Below are 21,443 nucleotides of genomic sequence, written 5' to 3'. Positions count from 1 at the left end.
AGCATTAGAGAGGGGTCAACTGTCGTGTTGGACGTGAAATGGCTACGTAACGAATATGAGCAGGTGGAGAAGGCGCTGAAGAACCGCAACGCTTCACTCGACCTTATTTCCGGTTTTCCGGAGCTGGATGTTAAGCGCCGCGCTCTGCTCGTTGAAACAGATAATTTGAAAACCCGCCGTAATACAGTATCCCAGGAAGTGGCGAAGCTGAAGAAATCCGGCGGAGACGCTGAAGCGCTCATTATCGAAATGCGCGAAGTGGGTGACCGGATTAAAGAGCTGGATGAGGAGATTCGCACCGTTGAAGCACAAGTGGAAGAGCTGATGCTTGCTATTCCGAACCTGCCTCATGAGAGCGTGCCGGTTGGCTCTTCGGAAGAAGACAACGTCGAGATCCGCCGTATTGGCGAGCAGACGACGTTTGACTTCGACCCGAAGGCACACTGGGATCTTGCGCAGGATCTGGGCATCCTCGACTTCGAGCGCGCAGGCAAAGTAACGGGCTCGCGCTTTACCTTCTACCGTGGTCTGGGCGCGCGTCTGGAGCGTGCTCTGATCAGCTTCATGATGGACCTGCACAGCGACCAGCATGGCTACGAAGAAGTACTGCCGCCTTACCTTGTTAACCGCGATAGCTTGATCGGTACAGGCCAGCTTCCGAAGTTTGAAGAGGATCTGTTCAAGATCAGCGATTCGGACTACTTCCTTATTCCGACGGCTGAAGTTCCGGTAACGAACCTTCACCGGGAGGAAATTCTGTCGATCGATGAGCTGCCGAAGCATTTCGTCGCTTACAGCTCGTGCTTCCGCTCGGAGGCTGGTGCTGCCGGCCGCGATACGCGCGGTCTGATCCGTCAGCATCAGTTCAACAAAGTCGAGCTGATCAAGCTGGCGAAGCCGGAAGAGTCTTATGATGAGCTGGAGAAAATGACGGCTGATGCGGAGAAAGTGCTGCAGCTGCTTGGTCTGCCGTACCGTGTTCTGACGCTCTGCACGGGCGATATGGGCTTTACGGCGGCTAAGACCTACGATCTTGAAGTATGGCTGCCTAGCGCAGGCACCTACCGCGAGATTTCGTCTTGCTCCAACGTAGAGGACTTCCAGGCACGCCGCGCAGGCATCCGTTTCCGCCGCGAAGCGAAGAGCAAGCCGGAGTTCGTGCATACGCTGAATGGCTCGGGTCTTGCTGTAGGCCGTACGTTTGCAGCTATTCTGGAGAACTATCAGCAAGCAGACGGAACGATTGTCGTTCCGGAAGTACTTCGCCCTTACATGGGTGGTCTGGAAAAAATCAGCCCGCGTGCTTAAATAATTTACCATGGGCCAAAAATGCAGTTGATTCTGGTTTTTGGCCTGTGGTACAATAACATTTGTCAGTTCTTTATATGGAGAGGTACCGAAGCGGTCATAACGGGGCGGTCTTGAAAACCGTTAGGGTGCAAGCCCACGTGGGTTCGAGTCCCACCCTCTCCGCCAGTTTTATTTAAAGCATACATAAAGGTACGTCCGAGACGTTTGTCTCGGGCGTTTTTTGTTTTTTTGGGTTCGGACCGCTTGGGGATAACATGTTCGACGCCGGTTGTAAACCTGTGAATAAAGTCGTTCGGAGCCTTATGCACAGCGTTGTGAATAAAGGGGAGAATATGTGGATAAGTCTGTGGATAAGGTGAATAGCCGCTGCCGAATAATTCGAATCGCATTGCCGCATCTTATAGGTTGTGGAGGTGCTTTTACAAATGGCTAATGATAAGCTTCAAATTGATCAGAATCAACTTGTAGCCGCATGGCAGCGTACCTTGCCGGAATGGATCAAGGATGCGGACAATTGCGAGGTTCTCGCCGATGAGTCGGATCCTAACGCACTCCGCGTCACCATTCGTACGGCAGGACACCAGGCTTACTCCTTCGACTTCAAGGTTTGTTATGTAGATAGCCGCGAAGTGAAGGTCGAAGTGGTTGATGTGGATAAAAATAAAGTTTCCATTGATGAACGTACAGATCCGATGCAGCAATTAATTCAGGACTACACTCGTCACCTGCATGAATGCGCACAAGCCCTTCATCAGCTGACACACGCGTAGGAGGGACCGTCCATGACGAAAGCAAAAGGCTCACTCGACAAAAATCTGTCGAACGTAGTTGACGATCTGGCTCTAACGCCGGTGAATAGCCATCAGGCTCAGCAGATCAATCAAGATGTGAATGACCGGCGCCATCAAGACGCGCTTAATCATGATCAGCCGACAGACTTGCATCATCAGCGCAGTTAACCTTCAATATAGGAGGCGTTAAAATGAGCAAACCCGATTCTTATCCGGTTCAGGAAGGACAGGAAAACGGCGGCAGACAGCAACGCAGCCGAGGACAACAGCAAGAGCCCCTTTCCGGTTCCAAAAAGGTGAAACAAAGAAATCATGTTCGGCATAATAACCCCGAGGGTTCGTAAACTTCATAAATCGATTGATAAAATCCCGTTCCAGTCTGCTGGAACGGGATTTTGCTGCATTTATCTTCTAAATGGCGGGGTGATGTTATAGAATGAAGGTATTGTTCAAAAAGGGGGACGAACGGATTTGAAAAATGTACGGCATTTGGCTTATCTTGGACTTATTGCTGTTCTATTCATTATTGCAGGCTGCAGCTCCGGCGATGCACCGCCTAAGCAGGCTCTTCAGGATGCAATGAAAAATATGGAAAAGCTAGACAGTTACTCCGCTAAAATGTCTCTTGGCATAGATAATCTTGAATTGCCCGCAAGTAAGGCACAAAGCGGAATGGATATGACTACGGTTATCGCAGGTATGATGAAAGGCGCTAAGCTGGATATTAAGATGGTCTATGCGAAGGAGCCCAAGCGTACGGATATGGAGTTGAATCTTCAATTATCCGGTACAACCATTACGATCCCGATGATTATGACGGATGAGAAGCTGTACATGAAGCTGCCGGCGTTGCCAATGCTTCAGCTTCCCGAATCCGCAGCGGGTAAATTCGTTGTATTGGATTTGAAGGCGTTGGCGCAGCAGCAAGGGGCAGCGGCAACAACGCTGGATGCCGCAGCTCAGCAGCAACTGGTACAAGAGGTTGGCGCGGTCGTACTCAAACATTTTGACGAGAAAACCTATTTCAAGAGCGTGAAGGCCAAGGATGCCGGCGTGCCGGATGATGTAAAAGCCGATCAAGTCGTCCAGTTCAAGATGGATGAGAACAATTATAAGCAGTCCGTTGAGACGATTGTTAATGATATGGTTCCGGAATTGTTGACGGTTATTGCTTCGAACGAAACCTACTTGCAGGCGATTCAGAAGTCCAAGGAAGATGTAGAGAAGATGAAAACCGACTGGGAGGCAGATAAAGCGGCTAAGACCGATTATCTGAACCAAAATGTAAAGGTCAACGAGCTGTCTGTTACCGGCGCCATTAATAAGGATAAGATGCTGGCGTATCAGGCGGGGAAAGTGAACGTTGAGCTGACAAATAAGGATAACGGCGGCATAACTAAAGTAAATGTTCATTATGACATGACATACGGCGATTTGAACGGCAATCCGAAGTTCCTCTATGAGCTGCCGACGGATGCCGTGAAATTCGAAGATCTAATGAAGCAGTTGCAGCTTCCGCTGGGACTGTAATTAAAAAAGGGATGGTGTGCGTTATGAAAATTGAAGTATGGTCCGATTTTGCTTGTCCGTTTTGTTATATCGGCAAACGCCGCTTGGAGCAGGCGCTTAACGAGTTCGAGCATGGCGATCAGGTAGAGGTGGAATTCAGAAGCTTTGAGCTTGATCCAAACGCTCCTATCGAGATTGGTTATGATGTATACGATTATTTGTCGAACAAATACGGCATGTCCCGCCAGCAGGCGATCTCCAATAACGTTCAACTGACGCAGCAGGCAAAGACGCTGGGGTTGGATTATCATTTCGACACGATGATTCTGACCAACACGTTTGACGCGCATCAGCTGACTCATTTTGCAGCCAAATACGGCAAGCGGGAAGAGATGGCGGAGCGTCTGTTCAAAGCTTATTTCACGGATTCCAAGCATCTAGGACGCAAAGAAGTTTTGGCCGACCTGGCCGCCGAAATCGGGCTTGACCGCGAGGAAGCGCTGAAGGCTCTGGAGGAGGGTACTTATAAGCAGGAAGTTCGCTCTAACGAACAGGAAGCCGGACAGCTTGGCGTACGCGGCGTGCCGTTCTTTGTCATTGACCGCAAATACGCGGTTTCCGGGGCTCAGCCAAGCGAGGTATTCCTGCAGGCGGTATCGAAGGCTTGGGAGGAAAACAAACCGCTTACCGTCATTGGCGGAGACGCAGAAGCGAACGGAGCGGATGATGCCTGCGCAGACGGGGTTTGCGCTCCTAAATCCGATAAGTAACCGAATCAGGCTTGTCTAATCGCAGCAGGGGGTCGCTTGTCTTTGAAGAAACTACTCGCCATTTTATTCGTGGCTATCATGATCTATGTCGTACCTCATCTAGACGATTGGCAGGGGCAGCCTTCATCTTCGAAACCTGCCTCAACCACAATTGATTACACGCTGGAGTTTCCGGCTGATCGTTATCCGGAGACGGCAAAGCATATCCGCGAAGCAATGGCTTCAGGGGAGTCAAAGATCTGTACGATTGACCGGGAGGAAGCCGAGGAGAACCGCAAGGAATCTCTGAAGGATATCCCGACCAAGAAGGGCTATGACCGGGATGAATGGCCGATGGCCATGTGCAAGGAAGGCGGAGAAGGCGCCGACATCGAGTACATTTCTCCGTCCGATAACCGCGGGGCGGGGGCTTGGGTAAGCAATCAGCTGGATACGTTCCCGGACGGAACCCGGGTGGAATTTATAGTGAAGTAAGGAATAGGCCTTTGCAAGCGCGTCTGCCGCGTCTGCAAAGGCCTATTTTCTCAGTAGCGGGTGCCGGGGTGAGTAGTGAGCAGGAAGAGTCTTCTGCAAGTATCGGTTAAGAATGATAAATCAGGGCTGTTGTCCGACGATAATGGGGCAGGTACGCATATAATAACGGTATCGGCGCCGTTTTCTGGAGTCATGATCGATGCCAGTTACGTGGTCCATTTTCACAACATTAATAGGAGGTTGCGAAAGCGATGAGCGCTGCAGACGCAAGAGGCGTCACGATCATTACATCTACCATGCGCCCTAAGCATATCAATCAATTATTCCAAAACTACGCCCGGCAGGATTGGGTAAACAAAGAGCTTATCATTATAGTCAATAAAGATAGTGCCGGGCTTCAACGATATCAGAATAAGGCCAAACTTTTCCCGAATGTGAGGGTCTTCCGGATGCCGGAAAGCTCAAAGCTTGGTGCCTGCCTCAATTATGCGGCTTCGATGGCCAAGTACGACTACATCGCCAAATTCGACGACGATGATTATTATGGACCCCATTATATCTCTGAGGCCATGTCGACGTTCCAGACCAGTAAAGCGGATATTGTCGGGAAGCTGGAAATCTATTATTATTTCCCGCATCGCACAACCTTACTGCTGCGAAGAAGGGGAAGATCCTGGTATACGCCGGTGAGCAGGGTTGCCGGGGCGACCATTATGTTTCACAAGCGGGTAATGGATAAGATATCTTTTAACACCGAGGTTCGTCAGGGGTCGGATGTACGGTTTCTTAAGAGGGCGCTCGAACATAAGTTCCGCATCTATACGACATCGCGGTACAACTTCGCGGCAATGCGAAGAGCGGATCGAAGCTCTCACACATGGAAGATTACAGATCAGCATTTGCTGCGTTCGAAAGGCGCTGTTATAACCAGAACCGCTAATTACCGGAGGCATGTGAACCGCACTATGCAGCAGCTTCGCGGAATGGGGCTTCAGCGGCCCTATTCCAATGCTCGATAAGGCGCTGGACAGCTAAGCCTCTTGCATGAGAGGCTTAGCTTGCTCTTGTCTGCCCAAGTTTGCTACCATTAGGGCAAATTCACGGAGATAAGTAGGAGAAAGCGATGATCACGTTTAAAGAAGTCAGGAAACGCTACAAAGCCGGCAGACAGTGGGTGGAAGCGGTCAAGCCTACTTCGCTGCATATAGAGAAGGGGCACATTCAAGGGATAATCGGGTTTAGCGGAGCGGGCAAATCGACTCTGCTTCGTATGGCCAATCTGCTCGAGATGCCAACTGCCGGCGAGGTTTATATAGATGGACAAGAGCTTACGGGTCTGAGAGCAGGAGAATTGCGGCAGGCCAGACGATCGATCGGAATGATTTTTCAACATTATAATCTGCTAAGCAACGAGACTTGTGCGGCCAATGTGGAATTCGTACTGAAAGCCGCGAAGCTGCCTTCGAGGGAGCGGAAGAGAAGAGTGGAAGAGTGCCTTGAGATTGTTGGGCTGGCGGATAAAGCAAAGCAGTATCCGGCGCAGCTGAGCGGCGGACAGAAGCAGCGGGTGGCGATCGCCAGAGCTCTAGCGAATAATCCGAAGGTATTGCTGTGCGATGAGCCGACTTCGGCGCTGGATCCGGTTACGACCTTGTCGATCCTGGAGTTTCTGGAGAAAATCAACCGCGAGTTCCAGGTGACGATTATGCTGGTGACGCATGAGATTCAGGTGGCCAAGCGATTGTGCAGCCATATTGCGGTCATGGAGAATGGGCAGATAACGGAGCGGCTGGATATGAATCTTTCGGGCGTTAAGCCGGTAACGCCGCTAGGACGGTTTTTGTTCGATGCCGCCGAGGGGCCTTCCTCTTCCGTTTGGCAGAGAGAGGAAGGTTATCATGGATAGTGTTCTGGCATTAAAATCAGAGATGATCAAAGGGATCCAGCAGACCTTCACGATGGTCTCCATCTCGGTTGCGGCCGCCGTTCTCATCGGCCTGCCAATCGGCATACTCCTGTTCCTGACGGCACCCGGTCATCTAAAGGCTAACCGCCCGTTATACGGAATTGTCAGTTATGCGGTGAATCTGGTGCGCTCTTTTCCATTCCTTATTCTGCTCGTAGCCTTAATTCCATTCGCCAGGATGATTGTAGGTACCGCAATTGGTCCGCTTGCAGCTTCCGTATCATTGTCCGTAGCGGCTATTCCGTTCTATGCGCGGCTGGTGGAGCAAAGCTTGCGGGATGTGCCCAAAGGGATTATTGAGGCTGCTGTAGCCTCGGGAGCGCCGATGAAGCATATCATATGGGGGGTTCTGTTGTCCGAAGCCCGCCCGGGACTGGTATCCGGCCTTACGGTAACGATCATCAGCTTTATCTCGTATTCGGCTGCGGCAGGTACCGTCGGGGGCGGAGGCATCGGTGATCTCGCGATCCGCTATGGCTATCAGCGGTTTGATACCGGGGTAATGGCTGCGTGTATCGTTATTCTGGTTGTTATCGTTCAACTTGTCCAATGGATAGGTAGCTTCGCTGCCTCCCGGCTGGATAAGCGCAAATAATCAGCTGTTCAAATAACGTTCTTGAATTATCGTCAAATGATTCCGTTCATGGCCATACATAATATAAGCTATTGAGCGCGCTGTTAATGGCGATTGATTGGCAATGCCGGAGCGGGTATAAGCTTCTGCCGGCAGCTGCTTAAGCAGAACAATCGTCGCTTGGCGCACGGCATTATAATTGTCGAGAAGATCTGTAACGGCAAGGCCGTCAAAGGGGTTGCCTTCCATATAAGCATCTTGGTCAAAGCCCGGGAGCGGGGTTTGGTCCCCTCTTGCAATGCGGAGCAGACGATAGCTCATAATGCGCTCCGTATCGGTCACGTGACCCAGAACTTCCTTTAGCGACCACTTGCCTTCGGCATAGCGATAATCGGCTTGGTCTTCGGATAGCCCGGAGAAGATACGATTCGTCTCCGCCTGCTGCTCTTCCAGCAGCGTAATTAAGTTTCCTTCTGGAGCCAGGCCAATGTAACGGGTAAAAAAATCGTTATATTCGCCTGCTTGCGGACGTTCGAGCATAAATGGCACCTCCTTGAAATTAATTGGAGTATACCTCCTGCGGTGGATGATTTCAATAGAAAAGAGGAGCCCTTTTACAGGCCCCTCTTCCGACGGTGTGTTGTTTGAACGAGACTTTACATATCACACTTCACGTATTGATCACTCGGGCGCGGCTTACTCACGAACCGTTAGGGCGGAACGTATTAAGCACGCGGTTGGATGTACTCTGCGGCACAACCCCTCGCTTCCATCGTTATAAGTGGCTAGTTAAGATCCCTCAGCAGTTCTTGCACCAAATAGTCCAATTGAACCACACCTCACTTACACCGTCACAAGTATTATGGTCGGGTTGAGCCATTGTTATGCACGACTCGTAAATAAATTGTAAATCCGCTAATCCCCGTCCCTTAACGCCAATCCGCAAATGGCGCACACCTTATCTGACTTATGAACGAGGTGTCCGCAGCCCGGGCAATTCTCATGGTCCTCATCGCTCGCTATCTGCGGCTCGGACGGTTTACCGACCAGATGATCCCGGATTTCCTGAATGTTTCTTGCCATTGTGGAATTGTCGATGGCGCTTTGGATAACTTCATGCAGGATCCAGTAGGCGAAAAAGGCAACTATTAATCCGAATATAATCAATACGACAATCATGTTGAACCTCCATGGCAGAATGAATTTGGATGATATTTACAATCAGTATACCATGGGCAATGGCGATTTGACGCGCGGCTGCGGGGAGATCTATACTCTATTCGTATGTTGAAAGTTCATTTGAAATGGAGGCAGTGCTATGCGGATTGCAGAAGGTATTGAGATGTTGGAGCTTGATTTGGGACCGATGACCATCTGCCCGACGGTTTTGTTCGACAAGGAGGAATGGGTGCTTGTCGACACAGGCATGCCGGGTTCGGCCCCAACAATTATAGAGCTTGCCAAGCAGGCGGGCATTGGAGAACAGAAATTAAACACCATCCTTCTGACTCATCAGGATATCGACCATATTGGAGGGCTTCCGGGCTTCAAAGCGGACAATCCTGAGCTTGTCGTCTACGCGCATGAGGACGACCGGGCGGTTATCGATGGCAAGAAGCCGATGCTCAAGGCATCGCCGGAAAGGCTGGCTGCTTTGCTTGGAGCGCTGCCTGAGGCCGCCCGCAGCCAGTTCGAAGCAACTTTCATTAATCCTACGGGCGCAAACGTAGATCGGACCATGACAGATGGAGAGAACCTGCCGTTTGGCGGAGGAATTACGGTTATTCATACGCCAGGCCATACGCCGGGTCATGTGAGCCTTTATCATCAGCCAAGCAAGACACTGATTGCGGGCGACGCGATGGTTGTGGCGAACGGGGAATTGAATGGCCCAAGAGAAGCGGTAACGCCTGATATGGCAACCGCGCTGCAGTCGTTGAAGAAGCTTAAGGACTTCGATATTGAAACGGTAATCTGCTATCATGGCGGAGTGTTTAAAGGCGATGTACAGGGCCGAATCGCCGCGTTGACGTCAGGCATTTAACAAAGGTAGTATCTATATCAGCGCGCAAATGCCTCAGGGCAATTTGCGCGCTGTTTTATTGTGAGTTTAATAAAACGCAATAGACCCTTGTACCCGCCCACTCCCATACTTAGGCATTTGAATATGATGTGTTCGAACCTATAACTCAAGGAGTGAATAATTTGTACCAACCAAGTTATATGCAACCAAGCAAGGTCAGCCCAGCGCAAATAAATCCAAGTCAAATACAAATGGTATCTTCCGTTGATCCTTACGTGGTGGAAGCGCTCAGCCGATTAATCGGCCGCTGCGTATTATTTGAGACAACGCGAGGCGCGCTTGAAGGAACCATCATTGACGTAAAACCTGATCATGTACTTTTGCAATTGCACACCCGGCAAGCATGCGTGCGAATCGCTGAGATTGTATGGACGATGCCGTTATAAAGATTAGAGGGACTGCTGCAAGCAGTCCCCTCTTTAACGCAATAACCTTATTCCTCGTCAACCGGATTATGAACCCGGTCTTCATAGGAATCGAAGTATAAATGTCCGTTCGAGCTTTTTACGGCATAATTGACCGATTGAAGTGACAATCCTTTTGTTTTCGCCTGCGATACGAGCCATTCTTTTGTAATGCCGTTCTGCTGCAAGTTGTTGTCAATAATCTTGCCGTCCATGATAAGCTCGATCGGGAATGACGGTTTTGCGCCGGCAGGTATGTTCATATCCTTATGAATCACAGGCAAATAATCTGATTTTCGCAGAACAGAAACTTTCCCGTTCAGTTCGAGTACCGCATAGTGGACTTCTTCGATATTAAATATATTTTTTTCCCTTAATTCCTGATTTAACGTATCTAAAGTAATTTTCAATTTTCGCATATTGTTTTCCAATATTTTTCCGTCTTGTATAAGAATCGTCGGCTGGCCGGAAATCCATTTGCGAAGCGGTCGGCTTCGCAGGGCAATAACCATAAGCAAATAAGCGATTCCGCCAAATGTAATAAGTGCAGAAAGCATTTGCCAGAAATCTACTTTAGTATTAAAAGCGAGATTTGCCGTAAAAGCACCCAGCGTAATCGCTGCTACAAAATCATGATAGGTCATCTGGGAGATTGTTGATTTTCCGAGTATGCGGGCAATAAGCATCATGATGAAAAAAGCCAAGACTGTTCTTAAAACAGTATAAATAATTTGCTCCATACCATGATTTCTCCTCTTCATTGCGGTCATTTTGCTGCATAGTATGCCAACTTTATTGATTATGTCCAAGTTTTACCACATATAATCGAGAATGATATGGATCTACATATTCGCGTCTGTTACTCGCTCATGAGGGAAAGCCCCGCGTTTATACGGAATTCTGCCCCGTTCCACTCTGGCGATAATGACAGCGAATCCGATGTAATAGACGAGATTAAAGACCGCCACGAATTTCTCGTTCGGCGGGGATGGCCCCCAAATGGAATTTGCGTTGAACAGCAGCAGCGCGGCAATAACGAGCGGCATTCCGTAACGACTTCCGAAGCTGCCGACCGGCCAAGACGATCTCATATACAGCACCAGACCGATCAGCAATAGCGTCGCCTCGATGGCGAAGCTCCAGAAGATGCTATGGTAGACGCCAAAGCCGACTTTAAACCGGTTGCCGAGCAGCGGCAAATCGTGATTGTGAACGATCAGATCGAGCACCCAATGCGAAAATACGGTCGTTGCCACGAGTGCTCCGGAGGCATAACTCTGGCGTGTGGTCAGACGGTATGCGAATAACGCAAAAACCGACCATAACAGCGCGGCAACGAGCCCGTGCGAGTAAGGCATATAAGTCAGGTGAATCGGACTTGCCGGCAAAGGGTGCTTCGTATCCGCTTTTTCGATGTCGAGCAGGATAAGCGGACTCCATACGAGATCAAGCCATTGTGCCGCCAAAAACAAATGCCATAGCTTGATCGTTGGATCAACCTTTTTCGCCATATAACTAACGGAATAATGTCCACCTAACATCCTATCGCCCCCATAAAAAATTTAAATGGATTTTCCCCCTCAATATGATACGTTTAGGATAAAATACCAAGTGGTCATCCGAACATTGACCGCGGTCATAATTTCGTCATCTGGCGAGGGGGAAGTCTGTTGCGAGCGGTTTTTATCGTAATGAGATTGATAGGATATGGGTTTATATGTACCTTCGTTTATATGCATGCCGAACATTGGAGCAAATGGGAGAGTGCCGTAAGCGCGATTATCTCTTTGTGGTGCATTGGGGACCACTGGAAAAAGCCGGATGCAACCGTGAACATCATGCGTCAGGGAATCGCAGTGGAGGCGGCTCTTGCGTTTGCGCTGGCATTCGTTGTCCACAACGGCGTCGTATTGTTCGCGCTGCTTTCGCCGTTGGCCCGTTCGTGCATTCATTTGAAATGGCGAGATAATGTCCTGCTCTTGCTTGCGGAGATGGCCGGGGTTGGGATTTGTCACTCTTATATACCTTCCAGCCCGACCGTTCTGCTCTTCATGCTTCCTGCCGCTGGAGGTTACGCTTTTGTCGTGGGGGCTTTGCTGAGGCAGAGGGAGAAGGCTCATCGCTTGCTAGCGGTATCCTCATTCGAAAGGGAGCTTCACGCGCAAGACGAAGAACGAGTCAGAATAGCCAGACAGCTGCACGACAGGACTGGCCAATATTGGGCGGCCATTACCCGCGCCTTGGATGTCGCCAAGAGAGTTGAGGGCGAGCAAAGGCTGCAATTCATTGATAAAGCCCGGAAAGCATCGCTTGAAGGACTTGAAGAGATGAGAACGGCCGTGGGGCGATGGAACGACGGCTTGCAGACGCCGGGAGACTGGATGCGATTCATGGAGCGGTCTACACGACGGTTCGGCGAAATCACGGGCATTCCGATTGAGTTGAGCGTTTCGTCGATCCCTTGGCATCGTTGGAATCACGCCACGGAAGTTGCGGAGACGATCGCGCGGACGGTTATTGAATCCATGACGAATGCTTCGCGTCATGGCCAAGCGGCAACGATCGCCGTTCGAGTAGAGGCCGGGCACGAAGGCATTCTCGTTATCGTTCAAGACGATGGCGAAGGCTTGGGCGCAGACAATGGTGCGACTTCGGGAGCCGCAGCCGGGATGGGAATCAAGACGATGAGAAAGCAGGCGCAAGCTTGCGGAGGAAGTTTCGCCATTGAAGCGGGACGCGAACGGGGAACGACCGTTTCCCTTCGGTTCCCTTATCGCACGGAAATGGAGGAGTTGGCGGAATGATACGGATCGGAATTGCGGAGGATCAAGCGTTAATCCGGGAGAGTCTGGCGATTGTCATGGGGTTGGAAGCGGATCTGAAAGTGGTTTGGACGGCCTCGAACGGGTTCGAAGCCGTCGCTCTGATGGAGCAAGACCCGGCGGATGTCGTCCTCATGGATCTCCGAATGCCTGAGCTGGACGGCTCGTCAGCGATACGGCGCATTCGCGCGAGACAGTCTCTTGCGCTAGTTATCGTGCTGACGACTTTTCAGCACGAAGAGTGGCTGATGGACGCAATCGATGCGGGAGCCGGGTTATGCTTGCTCAAGGAAGTTCCTCCCGATCTATTGGTCGGAGCGATACGGCGGCTCGTTCGCGGCGATTGGGACCCCGCGCGCTGGACTGCTGATTGGCGCAAATATGCCCCGGAAATCCAGTTCCGAATGCGGCTGTCCATCCCGTTTCAGACGGGAAAAACCGATGCTCTGACTTCCCGAGAACTCGCGATTTTGTGCAAGCTGTGCGAAGGTGCGACGAACAAGGAAATCGCCGCGGGCTTGCACCTGGCCGAGGGCACTGTCAAAAACTACGTCTCGGAGATATACGCGAAACTAGGCGTCCGGCATCGAGCCGAAGCGGTACGGGTCGCTCGCGAACGAGCACTTGTTTGAGCGCCCGCATATACCTGCAAAAACAAAAAGAACCGCATATGCGGTTCTTTAATCTTTAAGGTTGGCGCGCCACGGCGGGATTCGAACCCGCGACGCACAGTTTAGGAAACTGTCGCTCTATCCTGCTGAGCTACGGGCGCGCAGTATGGTTTATTTTAGCACGGGTGGCTTGGAACTTGCAACGTCCCTGTTTCATCTCTAATATGTAAGATTTCTTATCAACAAATATATGAACGAGCATGAAACATCTAGACGACTCCCACAAAAGATGGTAATTTAGTACTGTTGGTCCATTTTGTGTCGAATCATGCCTGAAAATTGTGTTTTCTTGTCGACAGGTTTTTACAAACAGTAAAATGAAGAAAGCGTATAATAATTTTATACCTACATCAATGAATATAAGGAGCGTGCCCCAAAGCGATTATGGACAAAACAGATCTGCTTATACAATTGCAATCGCTGCGGCTGAAGCTTCATGAAGTAGCGGAGGCACGCGGTAGCTTGACCGACCCCGATGTCCTTGCGATCAGCGAAGAGGCTGATCAATTGATTGTTGCCCTGCAACATATCCAACGTAACGAAGTTGCCTGTGCTTCCATGCGCAGAAGCGAGTAAGATTACTTCCGCTTGTTTCTTAGGTTTCTGAAGAAATTCGTCAACAGTTCGGCGCATTCCGGTTGAAGGATGCCGCTAGTTAATTCTGTTTCATGATTGAAACGGGGTTCCTGGAGCAAGTTCATTAACGTGCCTGCACAGCCTGCTTTAGGATCGCCCGTTCCGTATACGACCCGTTTCACCCTGGACTGGACTATGGCGCCTGCGCACATTGGACAAGGCTCAAGCGTGACGTACAGCGTACAGTCCAAGAGCCGCCAAGCACCAAGCCGCTCACAAGCTTCCCGAATAGCGACCATTTCGGCATGCGCAGTCGGATCATGGTTAGTCTCTCGCAAATTATAACCCCTTCCGACAACTTCCCCGTTTTTCACAAGGATGGCACCGATCGGTACTTCGCCTATTTGCTCGGCTTTTTTGGCTTCCTCAATGGCGAGCTGCATCCAGGCCTGATCTTCTTGTTCTCGAATCATATTACCCTCCAACTTACGATAAAATCGAACATATTCGCATTTATTCATCGAACAGATATTCTGTTGTTAACATGTAGTGGATAAAATTGTGGATAACTATCGTAATGTCCACAAAACTACACACAAACTATTCTATGGGCATGTGGATTAGTTGTTGATAATGTCAATAACTTGTGGATAACTGATGCCCGATTTAAAGGATGTGCATAGCCAGTGTCTTTTAAAGCCAAATTCTCCATCTACATATTTATGATTGTTCTGGCGATGTTTATCCTTATCGTTATTTTGGACCAATATGCCGCGCTTCGCAATATGAATCAGGATATGGGGGAAGTGATGAAGCAGGCTTCCGTCAAGCTTTCGGAATCTTTTGACCAGCATCCTGGCTGGGCCTCGGCCGCAGCTTCTTTAAGAGACGACCCGGAGTTTGAGCCCAACGAAATGCAGAGCTTATTAAAAAAGCTTTACCCCGATCTGGAGGAGGTAACCGTGTTCCGTCCGGATTCTACCGGAATTTTGACTGATGATAAGGTATTGTTGGGCACGTATACCTTCCGGGACGAAGCCACAGATATGGCTTACGCCGCGCAGGCTGCCGAAATGGGCTTCCAGACTCGCGAGGTGAATTTGAACGGCAAGGAGTATATCAAAAGCTATTACAGCGATGCAAGCCTTGCACCCTACGTGATTGGCATGGTGTACGACTGCGAGGAATATAACCAGTTTATGAGCATGAAGCGGATGGATGCGATTACGTATGCCGGCATGATCCTGCTGTTCGTGCTTATTAGCAGCTACCTGCTTGCCGGTTTTATGCTGAGGCCGCTGAACGCGATTTTGTGGAAGGTAAATGAAGTATCGCTCGGCCGCTTCCAGACGGCCATTAAAGTTAAAGGCAAGGATGAGTTCGGCCTGCTTGCCTTGAAGATTAATGCGATGTCCCAGAACCTGAGCATTTATATGGAGAAGCTCCGTCAGGCGTTTGAGGATAACAGGCAGATGAAGGAATATTTGCAGTCTTTCATCGATCATACAAGCGATGCAATCCATGTCGTGGATTTACAGGGGAAATTCATTCAAGTGAACAAAGCCTTCGAGCAGCTGTTTGGTTACACCTCGGAGGAGGTGTTCGGAGCGGAAATCGAGCTGGTACCCGACACGCACAGGGGAGAAATGCGCCTCATCATCAATTCTCTGCAGGAGGGAAAGGTACTGCCCGCTCAGGAGACGATCCGGATGACCAAAAGCGGCGAGATCATTCCCGTCAGCGTCACCATATCGCCTATAAGGGACACGGAGGGCGTCATTCAGGCTTACGCCAGCATCACCCGCGATATGAGAAGCCGCAACCGGATGGAGGAGCTTCTGCGCCGTTCTGAGAAGCTTACGACGGTGGGGCAGCTGGCAGCCGGGGTAGCGCATGAGATCCGCAACCCGCTTACTACGCTGCGGGGCTTCCTGCAGCTTCAGCAGCATACCGGAAAGATGAACCTGGAGCATACCGGACTGATGCTCTCGGAGCTTGACCGGATCAATTTGATTGTCGGAGAGTTTCTGATCCTGGCAAAGCCGCAAGCGACAAGATTCGCGACCAAAGACGTCAGGGAAGTGTTCGGCAACGTACTCTCGCTGATCGACAGCGAAGGGCATCTGCATAACGTAACCTTTACGACCTCTTTTACCGAAGCGCCATGCCTTGTATCCTGTGAAGAAAATCAGCTGAAGCAGGTTTTCATTAATCTGCTCAAGAACGGGATCGAAGCGATGCCGTCGGGAGGAAGAATACATACCCATATTGCCGCGAAAAACGATCAGATTACGATTTCCATTACGGATGAAGGAATCGGAATACCGGAGGAGATGATCCCGAAGATCGGCAACCCGTTCTTTACCGGCAAGGAAAGCGGCACGGGGCTTGGCATGATGATCAGCCAGCGGATTATCCACAGCCATCAGGGGCTAATGGAGATCAAGAGCCAGGTGAACGTCGGGACAACGATTATCATTACGCTCCCTGCTTTGAAAGAAGGGAACGCGAACGTTATACTAGGTGAAGGATTGGATAAACCAAGCGCAAATGTCGGCTGAGGAGGAGTAATCCGTCAATGGACAACATTGCAGGTAACAGTACTTACAGCTGCTTGATTGCGGGAGCTACGGGACTTGTCGGATCGGCGCTGCTTGAGCAGCTTCTGAACGATCCGGCCTGTCATTCCATTACGGTATTAGCCAGGCGGCCGATCGGCCGTATAGAGATGGAGCAGGAAGCGAGGTCCAAGCTGCACGTCATTATAGCGGATTTCGACCGGATGTGGGAAGCGCTGGATGATGTGGCGGTTGATCTCGTGTACTGTACGCTGGGGACTACGATAAAGACGGCGGGATCCCAGGAAGAGTTCCGCAAGGTGGACTATGACTATCCGCTTGCCTTGGCAGAATGGGGACAACATACGGGAGCGCGTCATTTTCTGGTCATAACGGCAATGGGAGCGTCATCTTCCTCTGCTTTTTTCTACAATCGGGTAAAAGGCGAGCTTGAAGAGCAGCTGGCCTTAATTCCGCTGGAATCCGTCCGGATCTTCAGGCCGTCGCTGCTGCTTGGCCCGCGCCAGTCATTCCGCCTTGGAGAAACGATTGGCGCGGCCGTGTCGAAGGCAGTACAATGGGGAATGGTGGGCTCGCTTCGGCCATACCGTCCAATCGCAGGCGAAGCCGTTGCCAAAGCGATGCGGATAGCAGCGAAGCAAGCCATAACGGAGCAAGCCGTGGAAGGGCAGGCAGAAGGTCGTCCAGTCGTCCACACGTATTCCTCCGATCGCATAGCGGAAATGGCAGCACAGACTACGGGGTGAACTTTTGTGCGTATTAATAAGTTTATAAGCGAGACGGGGTATTGCTCGCGGCGTGAGGCGGATAAGCTGGTCGACGGCGGACGCGTCACGATTAACGGTGTAAAGGCCGAGCTCGGCAGCCAAGCGGAGCTTGGCGATGATGTACGAATAGACGGAAAACGGATCGGCGAGCAGAAGCATCATGTTTATATCGCGCTGAACAAGCCGGTGGGCATTACAAGCACGACGGAGCTGCATATCCGCGGCAATATTGTCGATTTTGTCGGCCATAAAGAGCGGATCTTTCCTATCGGCCGGTTGGACAAGGATTCCGAAGGGCTGATACTTCTCACGAATGACGGTGACGTGGTTAACCCGATTCTCCGCTCGGAAGGCAAGCACGAGAAGGAGTATATCGTTACGGTTGACCGTCCGATAACGGCGGAGTTTGTCAAAGGAATGTCGAGCGGGGTTCGTATTCTGGGCAGCATGACGCTGCCATGCCAGGTGACCAGAGTAGCGGAACGTGTCTTCCGGATCGTTCTGACCGAAGGGAAGAACCGTCAGATCCGCCGAATGTGCGAGGCATTTGGTTATCATGTGAGGAAGCTGCAGCGCATCCGCATTATGAATATTCATCTCGGGCAATTGCCGACGGGCAAATGGCGGGACTTGACGGAAGCGGAAAAAGCGGAGCTGTTCGGCTCTTTGAATTACCGCCCGTCGTAGGCATCGATCAAATCCATTTAAAAAAGGGCTATCTCGCCGTCATGTCATGACGAATGAGATAGCCCTTTTATTATCCGCGAACGGAAGCTGCCCGTCCCAAGGACGGTGCAGCCGTTTGCGATGAACTTTACTGCTTTGGCGTTGCAGGAATTTGCTGCACCTTGCTCGAATCGACATATTTACGAATGATCGATACTTCAACCCGGCGGTTCTTCGCCCGTCCGGCCGTTGTATCATTGGAAGCTACCGGACGGTATTCGCCGTAGCCGATGGCGCTGAACCGTTCCGGCATGAGCTTGTTATTTTGCAGAAGGACATCCATAAACCGGATCGCCCTTGAAGAGCTTAGATCCCAGTTGGATTTGAAATTCTGCGTCCGGATCGGCTGATCGTCCGTATGGCCGGATACGACAATCTCATAGCCGGTATAAGGCTCCAGCATCTTGGAGATATTGGCTGCGAGTTCCTTCGATTCCGTCTTGAGCGCGTCGCTGCCGGAAGCGAACAGAGCATTGTCGCTAATGGTGATCATTAGCTGGGATTGATTAAGCTTTGTCTCAAGCTCCGAGGACAAGCCGTTCTTCTTAATATACTGGTCGAGCTGCTTCTTCAGCTTTTCCAAATCTTCTTGTTCCTTTTTGATCAGCTCTTGAAGATTGGATTCCGGATCCTCGCGCTGGTCCTTGCTGGTCTTCTTCTCATCCTCGATTTTCTGCTGGGGCTGCTCGCCCGACTTGATAACCGACGGATTGTCAAGAATACCGGCTCCGGAATTGAAGGCCGCGCTGAACGCCTCGCTCATCCGTTCGAACTTTCTGGCATCCGTGGAGCTCGCCGCATACAATACGATAAACAGCGCGAGAAGCAGCGTCAGCAGATCGGCATAGGGGATAAGCCATGATTCGTCAATATGTTCATCGTGATCGTCGTGCTTACGCTTTTTCACCTGCGCCAGCCTCCTTCTCCCTCATAGCAGCCCGTTCCGTTGGGGTGAGGAATACAGACAGCTTCTGGTTAATCGCGATCGTGGATACGCCGGATTGAATCGATAGCAGGCCTTCAACCATCATTAGGCGAAGCTGTACTTCTTTCTTGGATAAGCGCTTCAGTTTGTTCGCAAGCGGGTGCCATAGCACGTAACCGGTAAAGATACCGAGCAGCGTTGCGATAAAAGCGCCGGCAATGGAGTGGGCAAGGGTCTCCATGTCGTCCATATGGCCAAGTGCGCCGATCAGACCGACTACGGCACCAAGTACGCCAAGCGTTGGAGCATAAGTACCGGCCTGCGTGAAGATCAGGGCACCTGCTTTATGGCGGTCTTCCGTTGCGGAGATATCTTCAAGAAGGACATCGCGGACAAAATCCTGGTCATTCCCGTCAATAATCATGCGCATGCCGTTGCGGAGGAAAGTATCTTCGATATCCTCGACCTTGGCTTCCAGGGCAAGAAGGCCTTCGCGGCGGGTAATCGAAGCCCATTCCATAAAGCTCTCGATCAGCTGCTCGCGCGGCATCAGCGGTTGTTCCTTGAATGCAATCTTGAACAGCTTGCCGACCTTGGAAAGCTCCGACATCGGGAAGGCGATCATAACCGAAGCGATGGTCCCGAGGACGATAATCATATAAGCGGCGGGATTTAACAGATTGCTAAGAGCGGCACCCTTCAGCGTCATACCGACCAGTACCGCTACGAGTCCTAATATAATACCGATAATTGTAGAATTTTTCATCATGCACCCCGTCCAGTACGTTTTCGACAAATCTCTAGTACTTATATCGACAAGTTATCGTACGGAAATTAGACTTTCAGAAATGATTTAAGAGAGAGAGCGTTAATTTTCGTAAAAATGCGGTAAAATGAGTATAGAAGATAATTATGGTAAAGGTGGTTGACCTATAGTGGGCGTTAGACATGCAAGAGAGTATGCAGATATATTGAAAGAACTGACGGAAGCGGTAAGCGAAGTGGAAGGCAGCTATACGTTTTTTGAGATGGAAGAGGAAGAGTGGGTGGCGCTTGGGGCGGACGACCGGCATGAAGTCATGGAGGCGCTTGCCGACGATGTATTCTTCGGGCTTGGCGAACAACCGGTAATCGCGGTTGGCAAAGGAGCGATTACGTATCATCCGAAGCATCATGTCATTGAAGTATCGCAGGGGGATAACGTGACCCGTATGATTCGGTTGACATAAAGGCAACAAAGGGAGAGCGTGAGCGTGACGAACGACTGCTTATCAAATACGACGTTACCGCAGACGCTGCTGCTGGATGGCGAGCAGCTGTCTGCCTTCTATCAGCCGATCATCGCGCTTGATACGAGAAAAGTGGTTGGCTATGAGGTGCTTGGAAGGGCGTGCAAGGACGATGCGGTCCGCAGTCTCGGGCCTTTTTTCTGCGATTCCTCCGTACCGGTCCAGGACCATATCGCGGTTGACCGGATTTTGCGCGAACAAGCTTTTCGGAAAATAGGCGCAACCCCTCAGCCTCCGATGCTGTTTATTAATTTGAAGCCGAACTGGATGCACCGGGGCGTGCAGTCCGGGGAGATGTATACCTTATCTCTGCTGGACAAATATCAGATTGATCCCCGCAGAGTCGTTATAGAGATTACGGAAGAAAGCTTTAACGGCGAGATCGAGGAGCTGCGGGAAATTATCGATATGTACCGCTCTAAGGGCTGCTTGATTGCGATTGACGATGTGGGCAGCGGCTTTAGCGGCATGGACCGGATTGCCTTGATTCAGCCCAACATTCTGAAAATCGATATTCATATGCTGAAACGGAGCGCGAGCCATGACGGCTATCTGGGCACGCTCCGTTCCCTCTCCGCGCTGGCGGACCAGCTTGGGGCTTCGCTGCTTGCCGAAGGCGTGGAGACTAAGCAGGATTTGGCGCGAGCGATCCAGGCCGGAGTCCGGTACGTACAGGGCTTTCTGTTCGCGAAGGCCGAGCCGGATTTCGAAGAATCGTCCCGTTTTTCGGATTTATTGGAAAAAGAATTGGAAGCGCACCGGCAGCTTCAGCTCTATTCGGAGAACTACTGGCGCTATTTGTCGGACAGGTTGTCCGGCAAAATCGACAGGATTGGTCATCTGGAGGAGCTGGAGGAAGAGGATAATGAATGGATCGTCCGGCTGCTGCAGGAATTGGAGAACAACAGCGTTCGCGTCTACCTTTGCCGTGAAGACGGCATTCAGATTTCCTCCAATTATTCGAGAAGGGAAGACGGAAGCTGGCGGCGGGAGGACGAATACTGCGGAGCCAACTGGAGCTGGCGCCCGTATTTTGTTCCGAATGTCGTTGAATTGAACGAGAGCCGCCGCTCCATGGTATCCCGGGCCTATACCGACCTGGATTCTAGAGCGTGGATCCGGACGGTATCGGTAATGGTGAAACCCGGCATTATATTGTTCGTTGATATGAAAGATCCCGAGCCCGATTATTACCGGTTATAGGGA

27 protein-coding genes and 2 tRNA genes are annotated in these 21,443 nt (G+C 50.8%); 21 read left to right on the top strand and 8 right to left on the bottom strand.

Going from position 1 to position 21,443, the window contains the following annotated elements; translation table 11 throughout:
* Window positions 1–24 precede the first annotated feature (24 nt).
* The 11 genes from serS (at window position 25) to WFK81_RS29695 (ending at window position 7,416) form a co-directional block, all read left to right on the top strand.
* Window positions 25–1,308, top strand: coding sequence for a serine--tRNA ligase (gene serS, locus WFK81_RS29745; protein ID WP_336790926.1), 1,284 nt, complete (start codon window positions 25–27; stop codon window positions 1,306–1,308).
* A 79-nt stretch (window positions 1,309–1,387) separates the two neighbouring features.
* A tRNA-Ser gene (locus WFK81_RS29740) sits at window positions 1,388–1,476 on the top strand.
* A gap of 260 nt (window positions 1,477–1,736) precedes the next feature.
* The gene (locus WFK81_RS29735) at window positions 1,737–2,081 is read left to right on the top strand and encodes a hypothetical protein (protein WP_336790924.1); all 345 of its coding nucleotides are present in this window, start codon (window positions 1,737–1,739) and stop codon (window positions 2,079–2,081) included.
* 12 nt (window positions 2,082–2,093) lie between these two features.
* Complete coding sequence (locus WFK81_RS29730) at window positions 2,094–2,270, top strand: hypothetical protein (RefSeq protein WP_336790922.1); 177 nt, start codon at window positions 2,094–2,096, stop codon at window positions 2,268–2,270.
* A 23-nt stretch (window positions 2,271–2,293) separates the two neighbouring features.
* Entirely contained in the window at window positions 2,294–2,446 is a 153-nt protein-coding gene (locus WFK81_RS29725) for a small acid-soluble spore protein P (RefSeq protein ID WP_336790921.1), read from the top strand.
* Between the two features lie 127 nt (window positions 2,447–2,573).
* Window positions 2,574–3,632 carry a hypothetical protein gene (locus WFK81_RS29720; protein ID WP_336790919.1) on the top strand — a complete coding sequence of 353 codons (1,059 nt, stop codon included), beginning with the start codon at window positions 2,574–2,576 and terminating at the stop codon, window positions 3,630–3,632.
* 23 nt (window positions 3,633–3,655) lie between these two features.
* Window positions 3,656–4,381, top strand: a complete 726-nt coding sequence (locus tag WFK81_RS29715) for a DsbA family oxidoreductase (protein WP_336790917.1) — start codon at window positions 3,656–3,658, stop codon at window positions 4,379–4,381.
* A gap of 42 nt (window positions 4,382–4,423) precedes the next feature.
* Window positions 4,424–4,855, top strand: coding sequence for a NucA/NucB deoxyribonuclease domain-containing protein (locus tag WFK81_RS29710; protein WP_442956111.1), 432 nt, complete (start codon window positions 4,424–4,426; stop codon window positions 4,853–4,855).
* Between the two features lie 251 nt (window positions 4,856–5,106).
* Complete coding sequence (locus WFK81_RS29705; RefSeq protein ID WP_336790915.1) at window positions 5,107–5,874, top strand: glycosyltransferase family 2 protein; 768 nt, start codon at window positions 5,107–5,109, stop codon at window positions 5,872–5,874.
* A 104-nt stretch (window positions 5,875–5,978) separates the two neighbouring features.
* Window positions 5,979–6,761 carry a methionine ABC transporter ATP-binding protein gene (locus tag WFK81_RS29700; protein ID WP_336790913.1) on the top strand — a complete coding sequence of 261 codons (783 nt, stop codon included), beginning with the start codon at window positions 5,979–5,981 and terminating at the stop codon, window positions 6,759–6,761.
* Window positions 6,754–7,416, top strand: a complete 663-nt coding sequence (locus WFK81_RS29695) for a methionine ABC transporter permease (RefSeq protein ID WP_336790912.1) — start codon at window positions 6,754–6,756, stop codon at window positions 7,414–7,416. The genes WFK81_RS29700 and WFK81_RS29695 overlap by 8 nt, the downstream gene beginning before the upstream one ends.
* Here the strand turns inward: WFK81_RS29695 and WFK81_RS29690 are convergent, their stop codons facing one another.
* Together WFK81_RS29690 and WFK81_RS29685 are read right to left on the bottom strand one after the other, a co-directional pair.
* The gene (locus WFK81_RS29690; RefSeq protein WP_336790910.1) at window positions 7,417–7,935 is read right to left on the bottom strand and encodes a DinB family protein; all 519 of its coding nucleotides are present in this window, start codon (window positions 7,933–7,935) and stop codon (window positions 7,417–7,419) included. It lies immediately after the preceding gene.
* A 375-nt stretch (window positions 7,936–8,310) separates the two neighbouring features.
* Window positions 8,311–8,574, bottom strand: a complete 264-nt coding sequence (locus WFK81_RS29685) for a hypothetical protein (protein ID WP_336790909.1) — start codon at window positions 8,572–8,574, stop codon at window positions 8,311–8,313.
* Window positions 8,575–8,713: 139 nt separating this feature from the next.
* Here WFK81_RS29685 and WFK81_RS29680 point away from each other — a divergent pair, with 139 nt between their 5' ends.
* Together WFK81_RS29680 and WFK81_RS29675 are read left to right on the top strand one after the other, a co-directional pair.
* Window positions 8,714–9,439 (top strand): MBL fold metallo-hydrolase, encoded by a 726-nt coding sequence (locus tag WFK81_RS29680; RefSeq protein ID WP_336790908.1) that lies wholly within the window; start codon window positions 8,714–8,716, stop codon window positions 9,437–9,439.
* Between the two features lie 179 nt (window positions 9,440–9,618).
* On the top strand, window positions 9,619–9,864 hold the full coding sequence (locus tag WFK81_RS29675; protein ID WP_336790906.1) for a DUF2642 domain-containing protein: 246 nt from the start codon (window positions 9,619–9,621) through the stop codon (window positions 9,862–9,864).
* 47 nt (window positions 9,865–9,911) lie between these two features.
* Here WFK81_RS29675 and WFK81_RS29670 read toward each other — a convergent pair whose 3' ends face one another.
* Both WFK81_RS29670 and WFK81_RS29665 read right to left on the bottom strand, forming a co-directional pair.
* On the bottom strand, window positions 9,912–10,622 hold the full coding sequence (locus tag WFK81_RS29670; protein ID WP_336790905.1) for a DUF421 domain-containing protein: 711 nt from the start codon (window positions 10,620–10,622) through the stop codon (window positions 9,912–9,914).
* A gap of 102 nt (window positions 10,623–10,724) precedes the next feature.
* Window positions 10,725–11,423, bottom strand: coding sequence for a hypothetical protein (locus WFK81_RS29665; protein ID WP_336790903.1), 699 nt, complete (start codon window positions 11,421–11,423; stop codon window positions 10,725–10,727).
* Window positions 11,424–11,573: 150 nt separating this feature from the next.
* Here WFK81_RS29665 and WFK81_RS29660 point away from each other — a divergent pair, with 150 nt between their 5' ends.
* Window positions 11,574–12,686 carry a sensor histidine kinase gene (locus WFK81_RS29660; protein ID WP_336790900.1) on the top strand — a complete coding sequence of 371 codons (1,113 nt, stop codon included), beginning with the start codon at window positions 11,574–11,576 and terminating at the stop codon, window positions 12,684–12,686.
* Entirely contained in the window at window positions 12,683–13,336 is a 654-nt protein-coding gene (locus tag WFK81_RS29655) for a response regulator transcription factor (protein WP_336790898.1), read from the top strand. The genes WFK81_RS29660 and WFK81_RS29655 overlap by 4 nt, the downstream gene beginning before the upstream one ends.
* Window positions 13,337–13,398: 62 nt before the next feature.
* On the opposite strand, the gene WFK81_RS29650 is transcribed toward WFK81_RS29655, so the two are convergent.
* Window positions 13,399–13,476, bottom strand: a tRNA-Arg gene (locus tag WFK81_RS29650).
* A gap of 283 nt (window positions 13,477–13,759) precedes the next feature.
* Here WFK81_RS29650 and WFK81_RS29645 point away from each other — a divergent pair.
* Complete coding sequence (locus tag WFK81_RS29645) at window positions 13,760–13,951, top strand: aspartyl-phosphate phosphatase Spo0E family protein (protein WP_336790896.1); 192 nt, start codon at window positions 13,760–13,762, stop codon at window positions 13,949–13,951.
* A 2-nt stretch (window positions 13,952–13,953) separates the two neighbouring features.
* On the opposite strand, the gene tadA is transcribed toward WFK81_RS29645, so the two are convergent.
* Window positions 13,954–14,424, bottom strand: coding sequence for a tRNA adenosine(34) deaminase TadA (tadA, locus tag WFK81_RS29640; protein WP_336776753.1), 471 nt, complete (start codon window positions 14,422–14,424; stop codon window positions 13,954–13,956).
* Window positions 14,425–14,637: 213 nt separating this feature from the next.
* Here tadA and WFK81_RS29635 point away from each other — a divergent pair, with 213 nt between their 5' ends.
* From WFK81_RS29635 to rluF, 3 genes are read left to right on the top strand one after another with little or no spacing between them, the layout of a single operon-like run.
* Entirely contained in the window at window positions 14,638–16,512 is a 1,875-nt protein-coding gene (locus tag WFK81_RS29635; RefSeq protein ID WP_336790894.1) for an ATP-binding protein, read from the top strand.
* A 17-nt stretch (window positions 16,513–16,529) separates the two neighbouring features.
* Window positions 16,530–17,276, top strand: coding sequence for an NAD-dependent epimerase/dehydratase family protein (locus tag WFK81_RS29630; protein WP_336790892.1), 747 nt, complete (start codon window positions 16,530–16,532; stop codon window positions 17,274–17,276).
* 6 nt (window positions 17,277–17,282) lie between these two features.
* A complete protein-coding gene (rluF, locus tag WFK81_RS29625) occupies window positions 17,283–17,984 on the top strand; it encodes a 23S rRNA pseudouridine(2604) synthase RluF (protein ID WP_336790890.1) in 702 nt (233 codons plus the stop codon).
* A gap of 127 nt (window positions 17,985–18,111) precedes the next feature.
* Here the strand turns inward: rluF and motB are convergent, their stop codons facing one another.
* Window positions 18,112–18,930 carry a flagellar motor protein MotB gene (gene motB, locus WFK81_RS29620; RefSeq protein WP_336790888.1) on the bottom strand — a complete coding sequence of 273 codons (819 nt, stop codon included), beginning with the start codon at window positions 18,928–18,930 and terminating at the stop codon, window positions 18,112–18,114.
* A complete protein-coding gene (gene motA / locus WFK81_RS29615; RefSeq protein ID WP_132312498.1) occupies window positions 18,917–19,714 on the bottom strand; it encodes a flagellar motor stator protein MotA in 798 nt (265 codons plus the stop codon). Before motA ends, motB begins: the two co-directional genes overlap by 14 nt.
* A 169-nt stretch (window positions 19,715–19,883) precedes the next feature.
* Between motA and WFK81_RS29610 the strand changes: the two genes are divergently transcribed.
* Complete coding sequence (locus WFK81_RS29610) at window positions 19,884–20,177, top strand: hypothetical protein (RefSeq protein ID WP_336790886.1); 294 nt, start codon at window positions 19,884–19,886, stop codon at window positions 20,175–20,177.
* A gap of 24 nt (window positions 20,178–20,201) precedes the next feature.
* The gene (locus tag WFK81_RS29605; RefSeq protein ID WP_336790885.1) at window positions 20,202–21,440 is read left to right on the top strand and encodes an EAL domain-containing protein; all 1,239 of its coding nucleotides are present in this window, start codon (window positions 20,202–20,204) and stop codon (window positions 21,438–21,440) included.
* Window positions 21,441–21,443: the final 3 nt, after the last annotated feature.

Origin of the sequence: Paenibacillus sp. MMO-177 (assembly GCF_037147795.1) — a bacterium.
Taxonomy (GTDB): domain Bacteria; phylum Bacillota; class Bacilli; order Paenibacillales; family Paenibacillaceae; genus Pristimantibacillus.
This window is presented reverse-complemented; position numbering and strand designations above follow the sequence as displayed.

Excerpts from the sequence above, each read along its gene's own strand:
- WFK81_RS29735 (WP_336790924.1), top strand. The coding sequence starts at position 1,737 with ATGGCTAATGATAAGCTTCAAATTGATCAGAATCAACTTGTAGCCGCA.
- WFK81_RS29730 (WP_336790922.1), top strand. The coding sequence starts at position 2,094 with ATGACGAAAGCAAAAGGCTCACTCGACAAAAATCTGTCGAACGTAGTT.
- WFK81_RS29725 (WP_336790921.1), top strand. The coding sequence starts at position 2,294 with ATGAGCAAACCCGATTCTTATCCGGTTCAGGAAGGACAGGAAAACGGC.
- WFK81_RS29715 (WP_336790917.1), top strand. The coding sequence starts at position 3,656 with ATGAAAATTGAAGTATGGTCCGATTTTGCTTGTCCGTTTTGTTATATC.
- WFK81_RS29705 (WP_336790915.1), top strand. The coding sequence starts at position 5,107 with ATGAGCGCTGCAGACGCAAGAGGCGTCACGATCATTACATCTACCATG.
- WFK81_RS29700 (WP_336790913.1), top strand. The coding sequence starts at position 5,979 with ATGATCACGTTTAAAGAAGTCAGGAAACGCTACAAAGCCGGCAGACAG.
- WFK81_RS29695 (WP_336790912.1), top strand. The coding sequence starts at position 6,754 with ATGGATAGTGTTCTGGCATTAAAATCAGAGATGATCAAAGGGATCCAG.
- WFK81_RS29690 (WP_336790910.1), bottom strand. The coding sequence starts at position 7,935 with ATGCTCGAACGTCCGCAAGCAGGCGAATATAACGATTTTTTTACCCGT.
- WFK81_RS29685 (WP_336790909.1), bottom strand. The coding sequence starts at position 8,574 with ATGATTGTCGTATTGATTATATTCGGATTAATAGTTGCCTTTTTCGCC.
- WFK81_RS29680 (WP_336790908.1), top strand. The coding sequence starts at position 8,714 with ATGCGGATTGCAGAAGGTATTGAGATGTTGGAGCTTGATTTGGGACCG.
- WFK81_RS29675 (WP_336790906.1), top strand. The coding sequence starts at position 9,619 with ATGCAACCAAGCAAGGTCAGCCCAGCGCAAATAAATCCAAGTCAAATA.
- WFK81_RS29670 (WP_336790905.1), bottom strand. The coding sequence starts at position 10,622 with ATGGAGCAAATTATTTATACTGTTTTAAGAACAGTCTTGGCTTTTTTC.
- WFK81_RS29665 (WP_336790903.1), bottom strand. The coding sequence starts at position 11,423 with ATGTTAGGTGGACATTATTCCGTTAGTTATATGGCGAAAAAGGTTGAT.
- WFK81_RS29660 (WP_336790900.1), top strand. The coding sequence starts at position 11,574 with ATGAGATTGATAGGATATGGGTTTATATGTACCTTCGTTTATATGCAT.
- WFK81_RS29655 (WP_336790898.1), top strand. The coding sequence starts at position 12,683 with ATGATACGGATCGGAATTGCGGAGGATCAAGCGTTAATCCGGGAGAGT.
- WFK81_RS29645 (WP_336790896.1), top strand. The coding sequence starts at position 13,760 with ATGGACAAAACAGATCTGCTTATACAATTGCAATCGCTGCGGCTGAAG.
- tadA (WP_336776753.1), bottom strand. The coding sequence starts at position 14,424 with ATGATTCGAGAACAAGAAGATCAGGCCTGGATGCAGCTCGCCATTGAG.
- WFK81_RS29630 (WP_336790892.1), top strand. The coding sequence starts at position 16,530 with ATGGACAACATTGCAGGTAACAGTACTTACAGCTGCTTGATTGCGGGA.
- motA (WP_132312498.1), bottom strand. The coding sequence starts at position 19,714 with ATGAAAAATTCTACAATTATCGGTATTATATTAGGACTCGTAGCGGTA.